At 36.4% G+C, this 18,469-nt stretch carries 16 protein-coding genes; 11 read left to right on the top strand and 5 right to left on the bottom strand.

Annotation, left to right across the window (positions count from 1 at the left end; genetic code table 11):
* The first annotated feature begins 2 nt into the window (after nucleotides 1–2).
* From RMB13_RS16705 to RMB13_RS16695, 3 genes are all read left to right on the top strand, one after another.
* A complete protein-coding gene (locus RMB13_RS16705; protein ID WP_311085837.1) occupies nucleotides 3–1,055 on the top strand; it encodes a dipeptidase in 1,053 nt (350 codons plus the stop codon).
* Between the two features lie 576 nt (nucleotides 1,056–1,631).
* Nucleotides 1,632–1,808, top strand: coding sequence for a hypothetical protein (locus RMB13_RS16700; RefSeq protein ID WP_003651752.1), 177 nt, complete (start codon nucleotides 1,632–1,634; stop codon nucleotides 1,806–1,808).
* A 241-nt stretch (nucleotides 1,809–2,049) separates the two neighbouring features.
* On the top strand, nucleotides 2,050–2,286 hold the full coding sequence (locus tag RMB13_RS16695) for a hypothetical protein (protein ID WP_209830784.1): 237 nt from the start codon (nucleotides 2,050–2,052) through the stop codon (nucleotides 2,284–2,286).
* Between the two features lie 83 nt (nucleotides 2,287–2,369).
* Here RMB13_RS16695 and RMB13_RS16690 read toward each other — a convergent pair whose 3' ends face one another.
* Nucleotides 2,370–5,477, bottom strand: a complete 3,108-nt coding sequence (locus RMB13_RS16690) for an efflux RND transporter permease subunit (protein ID WP_311085836.1) — start codon at nucleotides 5,475–5,477, stop codon at nucleotides 2,370–2,372.
* Complete coding sequence (locus RMB13_RS16685; RefSeq protein WP_311085835.1) at nucleotides 5,474–6,640, bottom strand: efflux RND transporter periplasmic adaptor subunit; 1,167 nt, start codon at nucleotides 6,638–6,640, stop codon at nucleotides 5,474–5,476. Before RMB13_RS16685 ends, RMB13_RS16690 begins: the two co-directional genes overlap by 4 nt.
* A gap of 143 nt (nucleotides 6,641–6,783) precedes the next feature.
* Here RMB13_RS16685 and adeR point away from each other — a divergent pair, with 143 nt between their 5' ends.
* The 3 genes from adeR to RMB13_RS16670 all read left to right on the top strand — a co-directional run bounded on the left by adeR (nucleotide 6,784) and on the right by RMB13_RS16670 (nucleotide 9,276).
* Nucleotides 6,784–7,515: an efflux system response regulator transcription factor AdeR gene (gene adeR / locus RMB13_RS16680; RefSeq protein WP_311085834.1), complete on the top strand. Its 732-nt coding sequence runs from the start codon at nucleotides 6,784–6,786 to the stop codon at nucleotides 7,513–7,515.
* Entirely contained in the window at nucleotides 7,505–8,572 is a 1,068-nt protein-coding gene (gene adeS / locus RMB13_RS16675; protein ID WP_311085833.1) for a two-component sensor histidine kinase AdeS, read from the top strand. Before adeR ends, adeS begins: the two co-directional genes overlap by 11 nt.
* Before the next feature lie 116 nt (nucleotides 8,573–8,688).
* The gene (locus RMB13_RS16670) at nucleotides 8,689–9,276 is read left to right on the top strand and encodes a uracil-DNA glycosylase family protein (protein ID WP_311085832.1); all 588 of its coding nucleotides are present in this window, start codon (nucleotides 8,689–8,691) and stop codon (nucleotides 9,274–9,276) included.
* 17 nt (nucleotides 9,277–9,293) lie between these two features.
* On the opposite strand, the gene RMB13_RS16665 is transcribed toward RMB13_RS16670, so the two are convergent.
* Complete coding sequence (locus RMB13_RS16665; RefSeq protein ID WP_198495807.1) at nucleotides 9,294–10,859, bottom strand: phospholipase D family protein; 1,566 nt, start codon at nucleotides 10,857–10,859, stop codon at nucleotides 9,294–9,296.
* Nucleotides 10,860–11,082: 223 nt separating this feature from the next.
* Between RMB13_RS16665 and RMB13_RS16660 the strand changes: the two genes are divergently transcribed.
* From RMB13_RS16660 to RMB13_RS16650, 3 genes are all read left to right on the top strand, one after another.
* Nucleotides 11,083–11,517, top strand: a complete 435-nt coding sequence (locus RMB13_RS16660; RefSeq protein ID WP_311085831.1) for a GFA family protein — start codon at nucleotides 11,083–11,085, stop codon at nucleotides 11,515–11,517.
* Between the two features lie 193 nt (nucleotides 11,518–11,710).
* Entirely contained in the window at nucleotides 11,711–12,166 is a 456-nt protein-coding gene (locus RMB13_RS16655; protein ID WP_311085830.1) for a hypothetical protein, read from the top strand.
* 350 nt (nucleotides 12,167–12,516) lie between these two features.
* Nucleotides 12,517–12,825 (top strand): hypothetical protein, encoded by a 309-nt coding sequence (locus RMB13_RS16650; protein ID WP_056480035.1) that lies wholly within the window; start codon nucleotides 12,517–12,519, stop codon nucleotides 12,823–12,825.
* 60 nt (nucleotides 12,826–12,885) lie between these two features.
* Here RMB13_RS16650 and RMB13_RS16645 read toward each other — a convergent pair whose 3' ends face one another.
* Nucleotides 12,886–14,043 carry a catalase family protein gene (locus RMB13_RS16645; RefSeq protein WP_311085829.1) on the bottom strand — a complete coding sequence of 386 codons (1,158 nt, stop codon included), beginning with the start codon at nucleotides 14,041–14,043 and terminating at the stop codon, nucleotides 12,886–12,888.
* A gap of 184 nt (nucleotides 14,044–14,227) precedes the next feature.
* Here RMB13_RS16645 and RMB13_RS16640 point away from each other — a divergent pair, with 184 nt between their 5' ends.
* Together RMB13_RS16640 and RMB13_RS16635 are read left to right on the top strand one after the other, a co-directional pair.
* A complete protein-coding gene (locus RMB13_RS16640; RefSeq protein WP_311085828.1) occupies nucleotides 14,228–16,099 on the top strand; it encodes a phage capsid protein in 1,872 nt (623 codons plus the stop codon).
* A gap of 229 nt (nucleotides 16,100–16,328) precedes the next feature.
* Nucleotides 16,329–17,438, top strand: a complete 1,110-nt coding sequence (locus RMB13_RS16635; RefSeq protein ID WP_003651772.1) for an S-(hydroxymethyl)glutathione dehydrogenase/class III alcohol dehydrogenase — start codon at nucleotides 16,329–16,331, stop codon at nucleotides 17,436–17,438.
* 57 nt (nucleotides 17,439–17,495) lie between these two features.
* Here the strand turns inward: RMB13_RS16635 and RMB13_RS16630 are convergent, their stop codons facing one another.
* On the bottom strand, nucleotides 17,496–18,464 hold the full coding sequence (locus RMB13_RS16630; RefSeq protein ID WP_311085827.1) for a DUF4882 family protein: 969 nt from the start codon (nucleotides 18,462–18,464) through the stop codon (nucleotides 17,496–17,498).
* Nucleotides 18,465–18,469 lie beyond the last annotated feature (5 nt).

Below are 18,469 nucleotides of genomic sequence, written 5' to 3'. Positions count from 1 at the left end.
TCATGAAGCCTAGCCATATTCCAGTTTTTGATGGACATAATGATGCATTAACGCGTTTATTGCTAAGTGATCATGCAGATCCTGTACATGCTTTTCTGCACGAACGCTTAGCAGGCCATCTTGACTTAAAACGCTGCCAGCAAGCAGGCTTTGTTGGTGGAATGTTTGCCATTTTTTTACCTCCATTTAGCTATGTGCAACAGCATCATTCCAATAAACTTTTTGATCAAGGTGCTACTGATTTTACGCAACAGCAAATTGAACAGATTTGCTTAGAGCAACTCGATATAGCACACCAACTCACGCAGCGTTCTACGGATATTCAAATTTGCACATCAGTTCAGGATATTCAGGGTTGTGTAGACACACAGAAACTGGGAATTGTGCTGCATATGGAAGGTGCAGAAGCTTTACAGCAAAACTCCGATTTACTTGATGTATTTTATGATAAAGGTCTACGTAGTATCGGCCCACTTTGGAATAGGCCCAGTCGGTTTGGGCATGGTTTGAATGCTAAGTTTCCTCACTCACCTGACACAGGAGCTGGTCTTACCCAAGATGGCAAAGCCTTTATAAAGCGATGTGCTGATAAAAAAATGGTGATTGATGTTTCCCATATGAATGAACAGGCTTTTTGGGATACTGTAGATCTATTGCAACAGCCAATCGTAGCCACACACTCTAATGCACATGCTTTATGTCCTCAAGCCCGTAATTTAACTGACCAGCAGCTTAAAGCTATTCGAGAAAGTAAAGGTATAGTCGGGGTGAATTTCGATGTCGCTTTTTTACGGTCGGATGGGCAACGTAATGCAAATACATCTATAGATGTAATTTTAGACCATCTAGATTATTTGATAGATCGACTTGGCGAAGAACATGTTGGTTTTGGTTCTGATTTTGACGGTGCACTCATCGGGACTGAGCTTGAAGATGTTATGGGCTTACATAAACTTATTCATCGCATGCAACAGCGAGCCTACTCAAGCGAACTCATTGAAAAACTATGTTTTACGAATTGGATAAACGTGCTTTATCGGATTCTGGGTGAATAGTTTTAGAGCTAAACATATTGAACATAACTAATTATTTGCGTTTTTTGATTGGCTGAAATGACTAAAAAAATACAAATGGTTTAATTGTCAACCATTCGGTAAATTCACTAAACTCAACCTTACTGAATGTAAGAACATTTAGTATTTCAGGTCTTTTGTGGTTTTCACATTACCCATTTCTTCATGAGAAGTAGAAATGGGTTTTTTCTTATCCAAATTACACAAACGTGATTTTCATCACAATAATTACTAATTATTGGTAAAACCCTTCAATCCCATCTTGACTAAAAGTTCAGCATTAAATACATTTGTAGTGTATTTAAAGATAATAAGATTGTTTTAAAGCAATTCATAATACTGCTTAATCCTGAAATACAGTAAAAGCCTATTCAAAAACAGAATAGGCTTTTTACTTTGTATCAAAATTTATTTTTTTAACTATTACACTATTCAATTAACATAAAAATTAAATACCTTACAAAAGCGGAGCAAATGAAAGCCTTTAAATAACAAATTATGTGCTATTAATTTAAGTTGATTTTTCAAAAAATACTCCGTTAATCGAAGAGGTGCAAAATGTTAAAGTCAATTATAGTATTGGGAACAGGTATTGCGATTGGGATGTGTGTGTACAAGAAAAAGCAAAAAAACAGTAAGAGTTTTAACACAGATAGCGATACTGACTCAGTGATTAGTAAAGACAGTGCTAAAAATCAAGATGATGGCCAGCTTGATAACGCTGTAAAAGTTTAGAGTTAAATAAAAAGGGGTTCAGATAATGAACCCTTTAATTTTTATTAAAAATAAAGATTAATAATTATTTTGAATAGATTAACTTAAATATAATATTTAAATTAAATAATCACTCAACTATTCATTTAATTATTGCAAAAGCATGATTAAAATAAAAAAACACTTTCATTATTAAAATTTACATATTGTATCAGAGGAATCTTTATTATTTTTGATACGAATAATAAAAATGGAGACTAGAATGTCAAAGCGCCATATTTTAAAAGAAGTAAATGCCAAAAGTATGTGTGGTATGGAAATTGTGGTTGAACAAATTTATGAAAATATTAATGAGAAAAGCTTTGTCGAAGCTGGAATAGAGCAAAACTGGTTGCCACTTTCTAAAATTGTGATTTCGGATAAAGTCATTAATTTAGATCAAGATAATACCTTTGCTCATCCAAGAACAGGCAAGGTCTTTAAAGTCCTTAACTCTTAATCGATTCTTACTTCTCTAGTACAGTTTTATATTTTTAAGTTATTGAGGCGAAACACAGATAAGTTTCGCCTCAATGCATTTAACTAAGAGCTAATTTTCTTCTTAGAGAAGAATTTTTCTGCTGCTCCCAACACAAATATAAAGAATACTGGAACAAAAAAGATTGCCAGAATAGTCGCAGATATCATCCCTCCAAATACGCCTGTACCTAGCGCATGTTGAGTTTCTGAACTTGCTCCACTTGCAATCACCAATGGAATCACACCACAAGTGAAGGCAAGGGAAGTCATTAGAATTGGGCGTAAGCGTAACTTCGCTGCTGCAACGGCTGCTTCAACTAAACTCATTCCTTCTTCTTTGAGCATTTTTGCGAACTCAACAATTAAGATCGCATTTTTGGCAGATAGGCCAATAATGGTAATTAGACCAATTTTGAAGAAAATATCATTTGGTATTTCTCTTAAAATAATGGCCAAAATAGCACCAAAGATTCCTAAAGGAACAACCAGCATAACTGATAACGGAATTGACCAACTTTCATAAAGTGCAGCTAACACTAAAAACACGACCAACATTGATAAGGCAATAAGAAATACCATTTGAGATTCAGACTGTTTTTCCTGCAAAGAAATACCTGTCCACTCATAACCGATTCCTTGAGGAAGCTTAGCAATCAGTTTTTCCATTTCTCGCATCGCATCGCCAGAAGATACACCCATGTTAGGAACACCAGCGATACTTAATGAAGGACGGCCATTATAGCGATTATATTGCTGAGGCAACTTATTCCACTGAGGAGTTACAACCTCAGAGAGAGAAACCAGTTGTCCATTTGCGCCCGCGACCTTCAAACTTAAAATATCTTTTAAGTGCATTCGTGATTTTGCATTGGCTTGAACAATAACTTGCTGCATTCGTCCTTGGTTCGGAAAATCATTGATATACATTGACCCCATTGAAGTCGAAATAATATCTGAAACGGAAGCAAAGCTTACCCCTAGAGCACTTAACTTCTCACGGTCTATTTTCAAGCTAATATTGTCACCTTCGGGCAAACCTTCAGGATAAACCATATAAAACTTTTTGTTTTGAGCAGCCATTTCCATAAGTTTTTCTTGTGCAGAAATTAAGGCAGGCATTCCTAAATTTGCTTTGTCTTGCAATCGCAAGCTAAAGCCTGAAGATGTACCTAATTCATCAATGGCAGGAGGAAGTACCGACATCGTTGTACCTTCTTTACTATTCGCCATTTCTGCATTAATGAAGTTAGTATAGTCGGTCGTGGATTTATCACGTTCACTAAAATCTTTTAAGGTTGTAAAAGCGAGTGCTACGTTTTGTCCAGCGCCACTAAATCCCCAGCCCATAATTGAAATATTACTTTTTACATCTGACCGCTCGTTTAAATGGTCTTCAAATTCTTTGACGATTTTTTGAGTTCGTTCAGCTGTTGCATCCGAAGGTAACTGGAATGAAGTCAAAAACCAGCCCTGATCTTCTTCAGGCATAAAAGCAGTTGGCCAATATTTCATTCCTGCAAAAGTTAGTCCCGTAATCACCACAAAAATGATTAAAGTCGGAATAGTATGTTTAACGACTTTAAGTAGAAGAACTTCATATTTTTTTGTGACTTTATCAAAGCTGCGATCAAACCATGCATAAAATCCTTTCTTTTGATGATGTGCATCAATCGGTTTTAATAAGGTTGCGCAAAGGGCAGGTGTAAGAGTGAGCGCTAAAAATGCCGAGAATAAAATTGAAACCGACATGGTAATAGTAAACTGGCGATAGATAATGCCGACTGATCCGCTTGCTAAAGCCATGGGTAAAAACACTGCGGCCAGCACCAAAGTAATACCAATAATCGGGCTGGTAATCTCAGTCATGGCCTTTGAAGTTGCTTCTTTAGGCGCTAAACCTTCGGTTGCCATAATCCGTTCGACGTTTTCGACCACGACAATCGCATCATCAACAATAATCCCGATCGCAAGCACCATACCGAACATGGTCAACACATTAATTGAGTAACCTGTTAAAAGCATGATGGTAAAGGTACCAAGCAGGGCAATTGGAGCCACAATCGCAGGAATTAAGGTATAGCGAACATTATGAAGAAATAGATACATCACAATAAAAACCAAAACCATGGCTTCAATTAATGTATGAACTACTTTTTCTATCGAAATTTTAACAAAAGGCGCAGTATCGTATGGAACACTAAATTGCATACCTTCGGGTAAATTTACTTTTAATTCTTCGAGTTTCTGTTTGACACCTTCCGCTGTTTTTACCGCATTTGCACCAGGGCTAAGTTGAACTGCCGCAGCAGTTGCAGGTTTACCATTTTCTAAAATGGCAAAGTTATATGACTGAGCACCCATTTCTACATCGGCTACATCCGACAACTTAATATTGGCACCACTAATGTTGCTCTTTAGACTAATATTTTTGAACTGCTCAACATTTTCAAGCTGTCCTTGAGCGGACAAAGGTACGGTAATTAGTTGACCGTTAATTAAAGGCCTATCACCAAGCCGACCTGGTGCAATATCAATATTATTATTCCGGATTGCATTGTTTACGTCGCTTATTGAAAGTCCATAAGAGACTAACTTGTTTGGATCTACCCAAATCCGCATTGCTTTCTCAGCACCGAAGGATTGAATTTTTCCAACACCTTCAACACGTTTAAGCTCTTCAACCACATTACGAACCAGATAGTCACTCAAATCTACTTCTGAATAGCGGTGATTAGGTGAATTTAAGCCTACAAGCATTAAAAAGCCTGATGATGAGGCTTCCACAGATAAACCTTGTTGGCGGACGACTTGTGGTAATCGTGCTTCAACAGCCTTAATTTTATTCTGTACATCAACTTGAGCCATATCAATATCGGTACCGGGTTTAAAAGTCGCGGTAATTTCAGCAGTACCAGATGAATCGGTTGTGGCGCTATAGTAGAGTAGGTTTTTTACTCCTGACATTTCCCGTTCAATGAGGGTAATCACACTATCATTAATAGTTTTTGGAGTAGCCCCTGGATAGCTTGCTGTAATGTTGACTTCAGGTGGTGCAACACTCGGAAAGCGGGCAATAGGTAACTTTGGAATACTGAGTACACCAAATAAAATAATAAAAATCGCAATGACCCATGCAAAAATAGGACGGCGAATAAAGAATTGAGACATCATTTCGTGTCTCCTTGCTTCGCCGTATTTTCTGCTGAAGCTGCTTTCCATACGGAAATCGCCAGCTTCTGGTTTGGCTGAATACGCTCTATACCTTCAACAACAACTTTGTCGCCTGCTTTAAGCCCTTTATTGATGAGATAAAACTGCTCATATTGTTGCCCCAATTCTACAGAGCGAACATCTGCACCACCTTTAGCATTTACGACATAAACTTGCGGATCGCCGTTCATATTGCGCTGAATTGCTTGCTCTGGAACGAGTAAAGCCTGAGGAACTGAAGCACGCTCAATAGTGACGCGGACATACATACCCGGAAGTAATTTTCTTTCAGAATTATTTACTTCAATACGAATGGTGACATCGCCAGTTTCAGGGTCAACATTAATGTCTTCAAAAAGCATTTTTGCCGAGACGTTATAGGGTTGTCCTAAACTATTTAGAATCTGCACATCTTTTTGATTGTTGGCAGATAGCTCTCCACTTTGTAAAGCCGCCTGTAAACGCTCATATTCACCAATAGACTGTTTTACATCGACATACACACGGTCAATTTGTTGAATTGTAGCCATGGTATTGCTATCACCTTGGCTAACTAATGCACCTTCAGTCACAAACGATTTACCAATGCGTCCTGAAATGGGTGCTCGTACTGTCGCGTACCGTAAATTAAGATTTTGGCGAGCCAACAAAGCTTTCATTTGGGCAACATCTGCAATCGCTTGTCGATATTGCGCTTCGGCGTTACTCACTTCTTGCTTACTAATTGCGTTACTTGGTAAAAGTTGCTGATAGCGTTCGAGTTGTATTTTTAAACGATTAACTTCAGCTTCAGCTTTATTTAGCCCAGCTCGATTACTATTTACATCTGCCTCAAATGTCTCTGAGTTTATTTTATATAGCGGTTGTCCAGCTTTAACTTCACTACCTTGAGCAAATAAAACTTTTTCGATAATGCCACCAACTTGAGGACGAATTTCGGCAGTCCTGAAAGCTTGAACGCGTGCAGGTAAGTTTTCGCTAAAATTAATCGACTGTGGTTGAACTGAAATAACGGTAACTTTAGCTGTAGATACCTGTGTTTGATCACTTGCTTGTTCTGTCCCACAACCATGTAACACAAGACTGAAAGATAAAACGAATGGAACTAAAAAATGCTTTTGCACTTTTATAACACCTAATGGACTTCTAGATGCTGGCATTATTTTGGAAGTGTGTGTAACGAAAATCACGAATATGTGGAAAAAGTGTGGAGATTTACCAAAAAATACGCGTATGATAAATCAAATTTTTCTCGCGTTTTATTAATATGTTCGAGTCAACCTTTACATTCAACTGTCAGGATAAGCTTATTCTTGTCGTAGAAGATGAATATGATATTGGCGATATTATTGAACATTATCTTAAGCGCGAAGGCATGCGTGTTGTTCGGGCCATGAATGGTAAGCAGGCGATTGAAATACATGCAACGCAGCCCATTGATCTAGTCATACTCGATATAAAAATGCCCGAATTGAGTGGGTGGGAAGTACTCAATAAAATTCGGCAAAAAGCAGCTACACCTGTAATTATGCTGACCGCTTTAGATCAAGAAATCGATAAAGTCATGGCTTTACGAATTGGGGCGGATGACTTTGTGGTAAAACCATTTAACCCAAATGAAGTGGTCGCACGTGTACAAGCAGTATTACGACGTACTCAACAAAATCAGCAAACGCCTAACCGGAACTTAATTTATAAAAATATTGAAGTGAATACAGAAATTCATACAGCCTATATTTATTCGGATAACAAACAACAAGCACTTAATTTAACTCTGACTGAGTACAAAATTTTGTTGTTGATGTTACCTCATCCTCATAAAGTTTTTACCCGCTCTGAACTGATGAATCAATGCTTACCAGATCGAGATGCATTAGAACGCACGGTCGATAGCCACGTCAGTAAGCTACGAAAGAAAATAGAAGATCTGGGCTTACACAATATGCTCATTAATGTTCGTGGTGTAGGTTATAGGCTGGACAATCCTCATGAAAAATAAAACAGGCATTAGTAAACAACTTATTATTGCACTGAGTTTTACCAGTCTAAGTGTTACATTAAGTTCACTCATTTTAGGCTACGGCACCTATTATATTGCAATTGAAGTAGGTCTTATTTCTCTTGAAAAACTAAAAGAAAGTGATGAGTTTTTCCACTATTTAGATGGTATATGGTTATTTGCCGTGCTTCTGTTTGGCACAGCATTATCAATTATTTTAGGCATAAAGCTTGCTCAACGTTTTATTGTGCCTATTAATCTATTAGCAGATGCAGCAAAAAAAATTAGCCATGGGGATTTAACTGCACGAGTAGAAAAACCTATGCATCATTCTTCTGAAATTGCAGAGTTGATGGACAATTTTAATGATATGGCTCAAAAGCTCGAAACCTCCGTTGAAAACGCTCATGTCTGGAATGCTGCAATTGCACATGAGTTACGCACTCCAGTCACTATTTTACAGGGCAGGTTACAGGGGATTATTGATGGTGTTTTTGAAGCAGATCCCATCTTATTTAAGAACTTACTTAATCAAGTTGAAGGTCTGTCAAATCTAGTCGAAGACTTACGTACATTAAGCCTTTTTGAAAACCAACAACTCAGGCTTCATCTCGAAACTATTAATTTTAATGAGACAGCACATAAAGTCGTGCACATGTTTCAAGAAAAATTAGAAAAAGCTCAGCTTAAAGTCATTTTTGACATTCAAGCGCCAGAGGTTAAGTGTGATCAAAGGCGTATAGAACAAGTTTTAATTGCTTTACTTGATAATGCTACCCGATATGCAAATCCGGGGAAGCTACTTGTTTCAACAAGACAAGACCAATATAACTGGATTCTTGAAATAGAAGATGAAGGGCCGGGCATTTCAGCGGAGCATCGCAAAGATTTATTTAACCCTTTCTTTAGGTTAGAACAATCAAGAAATAAAGAGTTAGGCGGTACTGGCTTAGGTCTTTCAGTTGTACAAGCGCTAGTCATTGCCCATAAAGGTCAGGTCGATTATCTCAATCAACATTCACATAGTATTTTTAAAATAAGCATTCCTCAAGAATGATGGCTGAAGTGGCCTCCCTTAACGCTTTAATGAAGAGAAATTGCATTTATTGACTCGTGATTAACTCGAAAATAGGTTAATTTATTTATAAAATTTTAAGTAAATACTGATTTTTTATGACAATTGAGATAGAAACACATCCACTTGAACCATTTTTACCCGAAAATGCCCGTTTATTAATGTTAGGTAGTTTTCCACCACCACGTAATAAATGGAAGATGGATTTTTACTATCCAAATTTCCAAAATGACATGTGGCGTATTTTTGGTCTGATCTTTTTCCAAGACAAAACCTACTTTTTAAGTGAAAACCAGAAAAATTTTAATGAAGAACGTATTCGAAATTTCTTGATTGAAACAGGTATTGCAATCTTTGATACGGCTTACCAAATTAAGCGATTGAAGGGGAATGCCGCAGATAAGTTTCTTGAAATAGTAACGCCGACAGATCTTGCTGTGTTACTTCAGCAGATTCCGTTATGTCAGACCATCATGACCACAGGTGATAAAGCGACTGATACTTTAATTTCTGTTTTACCAGAGCACACTGAAAAACCACTTATAGGAACATCTACATCAACTCGCTTTGTAGGGCGGGATATTAGTTTATACCGCTTACCATCCTCTTCTAGAGCTTATCCATTGGCATTAGAGAAAAAAGCAGAGGCTTATCAAAAAATCTTTAAAGAGATTGGTATCTTATAAATAAAATTGAAGTGCTGTTACATCATCCATTCAACTGGCAAATATGAAACGGCTTTAATCATTGTGCGTTGGAAAAGGCTGGTATCTGGGTCTTTTTCATATTCAATAACTTTTCCATTAGATTGATAATCTAACCAAATAATTTTTCCTTCACTATTTAACTTAAGCTGATAAGCAACTTGTGGTAAATGCTGATCAAGCATCACCGAAACTTGAGCCTGTAATTGACTCGACTCAATAACAAGACCCACTTCAGTATTTAAGTAAGTCGAACGCGGATCAAAATTAAATGATCCAATAAATACTTTACCGTCTACGTCAAAGAACTTGGCATGTAAACTTGATTTATTTTTGCCTTTTGCCGGAATCACACTTCCAGTCACAACCTCATACCATGTTCTACGTCTACGTTCTAAAAATGGCTTAAACTCAAATAGTTCTACACCACTTTTGAGCATTTCGACTCGATATTGACTATAAAATGCATGCACAATCGCCACATCATTTGCAGCAAAAGAATTGGTTAAAACCCTGACTTTAACTCCTTGCACCTTTAGCTGTTTTAAATAATACGCGCCCTGTTGTGTGGGAACAAAATAAGCAGAAGCTAATTCTATATGCTGCTTTGGTTCACCCATAATCTTCATGACTTGCCCATAAAGCATCTCTTCTTTAGAGGCTACTCCTAAGATTTTTTTAGGTGAATCTGCAACAAAATACGCTTTTGACCATTGAATGGGATAGTGCTCTAAGAGTTCTTTTAAATAGCTTTGAGCATCGTAAAGCTTATCTTCGGTTTGAGTATGATTTTCACTTTCATGAATTAAATCATGATAGTGCTGTCGTAATGATTGTAAGTGGTGGACAGCACAAGTTCCGATAAGCTCAGTAGCATCTTGGCTTAGCTCGCTTTGCCAGAAATCATTAAAGACAGTCTGGGCATGCTGTACCGTATGTCCATAAAATAAAATATCTAGGTCAGTAAATTGAAACTTACTACTTGCATCAAAATATTCACTACTGATATTTCGACCACCTGTTACGGCAATCGCTCCATCTGCAATAATTAATTTATTATGCATGCGATGGTTTACTTTTTTGAAACGAAAAATATAGTCTAAAATTCTTAAATATCTAAATTTATATGGATTAAATAATCTAATTTCAAAATTAGGATGGTGGAGAAGGCTCCTGAGAACTCCATCAAGCTTTACTCCATTTTGATCATCGATGAGTAAGCGGATTTTTACGCCACGATCTGCCGCCGTTAGTAACTCATGCAGCATTAAGTTTCCAACAAAATCATTTGTCCAAATATAATATTGTAAATCGATTTTTTCTTTTGCATTTCTAATGAGATACATACGAGAAGCTATGCTAATAAAGGCATCATCTAATGCCACAAAAGCAGTTAATCCTTGTTCTGTTTTTTCTGTAGCTTGCTCATCATTCAACCAATTAAAGCTATTCGTCACTGTATCATTCTCATTAGGATCGTATGTATCTGTATAAGAGGGTAAATCCGTAAAGCCCCAAGCACTTGAAGCTATAGTACTGTACTGCTGATATAGCTGATTGATCATGTAAGCATTTAATCTGCATCCAAGTTAAACCTATCAGAGCATTCTTATATTCAATTTATATGTCAAAATTCATATTAAACCTTATAAATGCATTGTGCCAAGCCTCAACGCTAGCAATTCCTTATTTTTATAGGTATTTCTAAGAAAACATAGCCTTTTAAAAATATAAAGTTAAATTTAACCGTTTTAGACCTAATGCTATATTCAATATTATTTTTTAAGGATGCTCGAGATGAGTCATATGGGTTCTTGTCTATGTAATGAAGTCAAATTTTCAATTACCAACGAGATAGAGACTATCTATCACTGCCACTGTAGTCTCTGCCGAAAACAATCGGGAACGGGATCAAACGCGGCCACTTTGGTCGGCAAAGACAAATTTAAATGGTTATCAGGTTTAGAACTTATTCGTACTTATAAAAAGGAAACAGGTTTCACATCTTCATTTTGTAGTAAATGTGGATCGCCAGTACCCAACCTAGTTGGAAATACACATTTTATGTGGATACCATTAGGCTTATTAGATAAAGACATTCTTGTGCTAAAAAAACTTAATTTTTGCGTGTTTTCAAAGTCAAACTGGGCAAACACAATAGAGGCAGATGAATCTTATAACCAGCTTCCAAGTTTAGATGAGCTAAACATTTTTTTTGATTAGAATAAATTTTCCTATAAAAATAAGATTTAGTTTGCGTTATCTTTAATTTTTACGGATGGTTATGCTTACGATTTTCACAAAAATACATTAATTACAATTAGAAGCATAACAATTACATTGGGAAACATAATATCTATCATACTTCCTTAAAAGGCTGAGTGAGTAGCTCGACAATAAAAGGGAGAAAATAGAGATGCCACAATATTTAATCATCGCTGAGAATGTGTACAAAAAGATTGAGGACAAAAATTTATTTTCAGAAAGCTCAGCAGAGACCTTAAATCATTTGGTTGGTGTAATTCGTAAGGAAATTAAAGGAACCAAGTTTAAACTTAAATATAATTTTATAGATTTTGATGAGTGCTTAACCAAGCCGTTAGAAGACTGTGCGATTAAGTTGGATGTGAGCCTCATGCCCAACCATAAAAATAAAGATGAATATATTCTTTGGCTCGCAGGTTTTATTGAAAGAATTACAACAGGAGGAGAGGCCAAGCTTCCCCCGATCTCACAATTTATCCCTCCAGATTTTAAGTTTAGCTATGATGAACCTCCTAAAGTGTCATCATCTACAGGTGATGATGGAGAGATGATTATTAATTATTTTAAGTCAGATGCCTTTACTAAAATTATAAAAGAAGAAAAATAAGTTTAAAAAAAATATAGAAGTGATCGTCCACTACACTTCTATATATCGCTGTAAATTCAGCAACCGCCTTCTGGGGCGGTTTTTTAATAGCGATTTTTAAAATGTTCAATATTTAAAATAATATAGAGCTTTTAAAATATAAATTTTTAGCTGACTGCTAAAATACCTACCAATTTAATCGGAATAAAATTTAAATTAGATCACTTTATTAAAACAATAAATAGTTATGATATTCATAATTTATCAATTAAAATTAAAAAACAGCAACAATCTTAATAAAAATTAAAAATTTATTTTTACAACCACAATTTTATACTTATATTTTATAAATAATTAATAAGGAGATAAAAATGCCAAAATACTTATTATTAGCAGAGAAAATTAATAAAAATATTAAAAATAAACATTCAAAAAATTACTTTAAAAACCTAAATAATTTAATTATAGAAATTGAAAAAGCCATTTCAGGCACAGAATTAAAATTTTTATATAACTTTGTGAACTTCGAAGGTGCTGTTGTTAGCGTGCAAATTGAATTACTCATTCAAGTAGATATGAGCTTGATTCCAAAACATAAAAATGAAGATGACTTTATTTTATGGCTGGCAGATTTCATTGATCGAATCACCATAGATACCAGTAAAGAAGTCATTAAATAAAAAAGGTGCTTCTTAGTAAGGCAAGATTACTTAAATGTTAAACCGAGAGGAATAGGGTATTTAAGGCTCTTGTCTAGGTGCGGAATTCATATCATGTCGAACCCTGCTTATATTTTCATAAATGACTTTACGCATTCGGTTTACTGCACCTAGTGGCTTATGTGCAGGTAAGGCATGCCACGGCGTAAAAGACAAATTTTCACAGAACTTATTTTGCTCGGGCGTATCAAAATTCTGCTTTGGAATATGAATAGTCGCTACTTGATAAAAAGGAGCTGCTTTCTCATCCCATTCTGTCATTGAATCTTCTACTAACATTTTACTTGAAGTTCGGGGCTGAATAAGGAACTCCATGCAGGCCTCTGTTTGCTGTAAAGTATTCTTTAAAGCTTCTCTTAAAAAATCATGACTAGGGTTTTTAGGTAGATTATTTGCTGTCGCTGAGCAAGCACGTACTGAATATTTAACCGCTTGTCGGTCATTACCCAGGCCTAACTGATAGGGAACCATAGACCAGTAACGCGCATAGAGTGGGTTTGCGATTTGTGAATTACGTGCTCCGAGTGCATTCATTGTTCCTTTAAAACCTAAGGCAAATGGAATATGAAGTTTTCTAATCATATTATGGCTATTCACATCATTTATAAAAGAAAGGTATCGTTTAGCATCATTCGCAAAAAAGACAGGGTGATTAATCATAATAAAATCTTGGGTAGTTGCTTGCTTTTCACTTTCTAAAATTTTCTCTCCAGATACACCTAAAAGTTTTATCGCTATACCACGTGCATCTTTGTCAATGTCAGCACTAGAGGCGTCACTAGAAGCATTTGAAAAGCGAATCCATGCTTGATAACTTTGGTCTGGTATAAAAACGCCTTTAGCAAACTGAGCAGGCATATTTTTTGAGACATGAAATTCAGCTCGAACACACCCATGTGCTTTAGGATGCGCATCACGTAAAGCATTTCCCGCCGTATATTGTTCACGAATTGACTTTTCAATGACTTGAGCTATGTTCTGGGCTACTGCTTCCTCATTAGGCTGTAACTTTTCCCCTAAAACGGTATCAACTTCGGGATAAGAGATACTTTCTGAAGATGTCTTTATTGGTATGGTTCTTTGGGAATGTAAAGTTTCACTACAACCTGCTAGTGCAAACACAAGAGGAGTAAATACAAACAACACCCTAAAATGTATAGGCTGCATAAAATTTGACATCTATTATCTCCTTAGGGCAAAAAATATTTTAAGATAATATTAAGAGTTCTTGTTTAAGTTTATTTTGAGCTTTATAAAAAATATTAACTGTAAATAATTTAAACGTCATTGTTACTTATCTGAACAATAAAATAAGAATTATTATTTAATATAAAACTTCTTAATACATTAAGAGAATGACGACATGATAACTAATCGACAAAATGTGCAAAATAATTCTAATTCATCACTTCATCCAATCACTCAAAATACACTTATTGATCGATTTAGCCCTATTTATTGGAGAATAGACGGCCCGCAAACCATGTCTTTTGCCATTACTAGTTATGGAAATGGTTTTGAAGCATCTTTTAGGTCGCGCATGGCAAATGATTTGGTAGGAATTACGTGGGACTCTTATGACACTAAAGATCATAAATTTTTAGCTTATGAAACTAAATATAGCTATGCAGGGGTAATTTGGGACTTCGATATTGAATTGTCGGCTTCGATGCCTGTGCTTAACAATGCGAGTTTAACACCGACTTTAACGGTGTACTATAATGAGAATGGCATAGATAAAATTGCATATGTCGTCTTGTTTAACTACGCAAATAATCCTTCATCTCGTACGGCGCATATCCATATTAACTGGGATACGGTAAAAGCTGGTTTTTCTGCGACAGATAGCTTTCCCATCACCAATATTCAGCGAATTTCATTTTCTGGTTTTACCAGCCAATATAATGGCCAATCAGCTACACCTTTAAGTCAGCCCCAAGATGGTTATATTCGACTGACCAACTCAGTTGTCATAGGAACAAATGCAAAGTTAAATTTGAGCCGTGTTGTTGTACCTCAGCACAATTATGGTATCTGTACCAGCTATGACGACCATTACGATTTAAACCCGCAGCGCCTAGTCAACAATATGGTCACTTTGGGATATCAAGGTTTGGTTAACCATTATTGTGGAATGTCGCATTATCCTGAAATGAAATGGAAAAGCGATATTAATAAATGGCAAATACCAGATACGTTGGTGACGGGCGAGGCTGTTGTTAACTCATGTACCCGTAAATGGCATGAGAAATATGCTCAGGCTTTGCATAGCACCAATATGCAGCCCATCTTTGGGGTCAGCTTTGAAATGTATTCCTTGGGGGCCAATGAGTATTGGGCACAGCGTGACTGGAATAGTAATTTGGGTAAAACAGGCTACCAACCACCGAGTTATTTTTTTAGTTTAAGTGACCAAAATGCTTTGGCATATCTACATAAAGTCTTTATTGAGTTTGCAGATGCAATGGTTGTCGGGGGATGTGATGTAAACATGCAGATTGGTGAACCTTGGTGGTGGTATAACACTGACACGAATCTACCTTGTGTGTATGACTATCCAACAAAACTGGCTTTTAATGCAGATACAGGTTTATATGCACCAGATTTAGGTACAATTTATGAAGCCATGAATAAAACAGGAACTCCTTATGATGAGTTTAAAACATGGCTTAGAAATAAATTAGGGCAAACTTGCCAAAACATTCGTACCGTTATCAAAACAAAATATTCAACTGCCAAAGTTAGCCCACTCATTTTCTTTCCTTCTATTCAGTCTCCAATTCAGACACTAGCAACTTATATTAACTATCCAAGCACACACTATTCACATCCTAATTTTGATTACATGATGACTGAAGCTTATGACTGGCTATTAGAAGCTCGCTTAGACTTAGCACATCAGGCAGTTTCGCAAATACCTATACAGGGTCTGGGCTATCCTGCAAATAAAGTCGTTTATTTATCAGGATTCGTTCCTGATGCATCTATTGCCTATATATATGGCTTTGATAAAACCAAACCTTATCGAACGCCCATCTGGCAACGAATTTTTGGTGATATGAAAAACAATGTTTCTCTGGGATTAATGAAGCAATTTATCTGGGCATATCCACAAGTCATGTTTGATTCGATTACGATCGATACCACTCAAGCCCCTAATGGCTTCTTTGTTGAAAATACGCTTTATTCACCAATTAGTGATAACACACCATATCCACCAGATATTTACCTATAAGTAAACATAAACCGTTTATAAGATAAGTGATTTGATAGAAAACCTCTTCAAGTAAGAGGTTTTCTTCTTTTTGAAACATAGGCTTGCTTAGACTTACCTGACTGGCTATGCTGTGATGGATTGTCATGAAAGCCAATTTTAATTTAAGCAAAATTAATCTCTTGTATTAGCGTTACATAATCTATTTTGCTCGACTATAAACACCGAATGATTTAAAGGAAACCCAAAGATGAAATCTCGTGCAGCTGTCGCCTTTGCCCCCGGAAAACCTTTAGAAATTGTTGAAGTTGATGTTGCACCACCTCAAGCAGGTGAAGTTTTAATAAAAATTACCCATACAGGGGTATGTCATACCGATGCTTTTACTCTATCAGGCGATGACCCAGAAGGTGTTTTCCCTGCAATTTTAGGTCATGAAGGTGCAGGGGTTGTGGTTGAAGTCGGTGAGGGCGTAACGAGCGTTCAACCGGGTGATCATGTTATTCCACTTTATACCGCTGAATGTAAAGAATGCTTGTTCTGTAAATCTGGAAAAACCAACTTGTGTGTTGCAGTACGTGCAACACAAGGTAAAGGTGTAATGCCGGATGGAACCACGCGGTTTTCTTATAATGGCGAACCTATTTACCACTACATGGGGTGTTCAACCTTTAGTGAATATACAGTAGTTGCTGAAGTATCTTTAGCTAAAATCAATCCTGAAGCTAATCACGAGCAAGTTTGTTTACTAGGATGTGGTGTGACTACGGGTATTGGTGCCGTACATAACACAGCTAAAGTACAAGAAGGTGATTCTGTTGCTGTATTTGGCCTAGGCGGTATTGGTTTGGCTGTTGTACAAGGTGCACGTCAAGCGAAAGCAGGACAAATTATTGTGGTAGATACAAACCCAGATAAATTTGAACTTGCTAAGCAGTTTGGTGCTACAGATTTCTTAAACCCTAAAGATTACGATAAACCAATTCAGCAAGTTATTGTAGAAATGACAGGCTGGGGCGTAGATCATTCATTTGAATGTATTGGTAACGTCAATGTTATGCGCTCAGCTTTAGAGTGTGCACATCGCGGTTGGGGACAATCAGTCATTATTGGTGTTGCTGGTGCAGGTCAAGAAATTTCAACTCGTCCATTCCAGTTGGTTACCGGCCGTAAATGGTTAGGTACTGCTTTTGGTGGGGTAAAAGGCCGTTCACAACTTCCAAAAATGGTCGAAGATGCCATGAAAGGTGAAATTCAACTTGAGCCTTTTGTAACGCATACCATGCCTTTACAAGACATTAATACCGCTTTTGATTTAATGCACGAAGGTAAATCAATTCGAACAGTCATTCATTTCTAAATGAAATAAAAAAAGGGCTGTGATTCAGCCCTTTTTTACGACTTATAGTTTTATATCTTAAATGGCATTACCGCACATGTCAGTTGTACCCTGAGGATAACTAAACTGTAGCGCATTACGGTCAGTAATGAGTTCATTAGAAAACTCTTTTCCAAATAATTGTTGAGAATAAATTGATATACCACTTAAAACAGAAAAACTTATATTTTCAAGTGGAGCAGGTAAAGTAGTTTTATAACCTTGATCAACCCCATTTAAAATAAAGCCAACCTGTTTAGTGTTCTGATTAATATATATACCTAAACGTTGGTATTCCTTTGTATTATTTGTCATATTCTGACTTTTGAAGTAAGGGTTATCTGGCCCGCTATTATCACTAAGTCGGTAATCTACAGAATAGCTTAATCTAGGGGGATTCTCACCAAAATCTGGATCATAAGTCCCCATATCAAACCAATAGTTGGATCTAACTGTGTAACCATTATTTGTTACGCCAAGAAAACCAATATTAGAAATATAAGAAGAGTTACCAAATGATGAGTTGCCAAGAGCTGTTGTTGGCACTTTAAGCTCCATTTCTAATGCGATAATACCTGTGTGAGGTATCGTTAAATCACCAATGTCATTAGTCGAATTAAGACTAGCTTTACTTCTAGCTACATAATCTACGTAACCATACTCACTTTCTAACCTAGGCTCCACTGTAAAACCAAATTTTTGGCCATTTATCGATGGGAATATTTTTTTAGGAAAATCAGGGTATTCATTATTCCAAAGTTCATAATCTTCTTGAGTCGAGTCAAAATTATATTGGCAGACTGGAGCAGAAGAATTAAGGGAGGTAGTTTGAGCTAATAGCATCTGTGGTGCTAAGTTTTCATTCTTTACAGATGATGAACTGCTTTTAGATGCTACTTTTGGGCTAGATTCATTACGTGCTACGGTACTCGTATTGTCAGAAGATACCTCATACATTGCCCAACATAATGTAATAGTGCTAACAGCAACTATGGCTATTTTTTTCATAAATA

This window comes from Acinetobacter sp. V102_4 (genome assembly GCF_031799005.1).
Lineage (GTDB): Bacteria > Pseudomonadota > Gammaproteobacteria > Pseudomonadales > Moraxellaceae > Acinetobacter > Acinetobacter calcoaceticus.
Note: the sequence above shows the minus strand (reverse complement) of the source record. Positions and strands in the feature narration are given on the sequence as shown.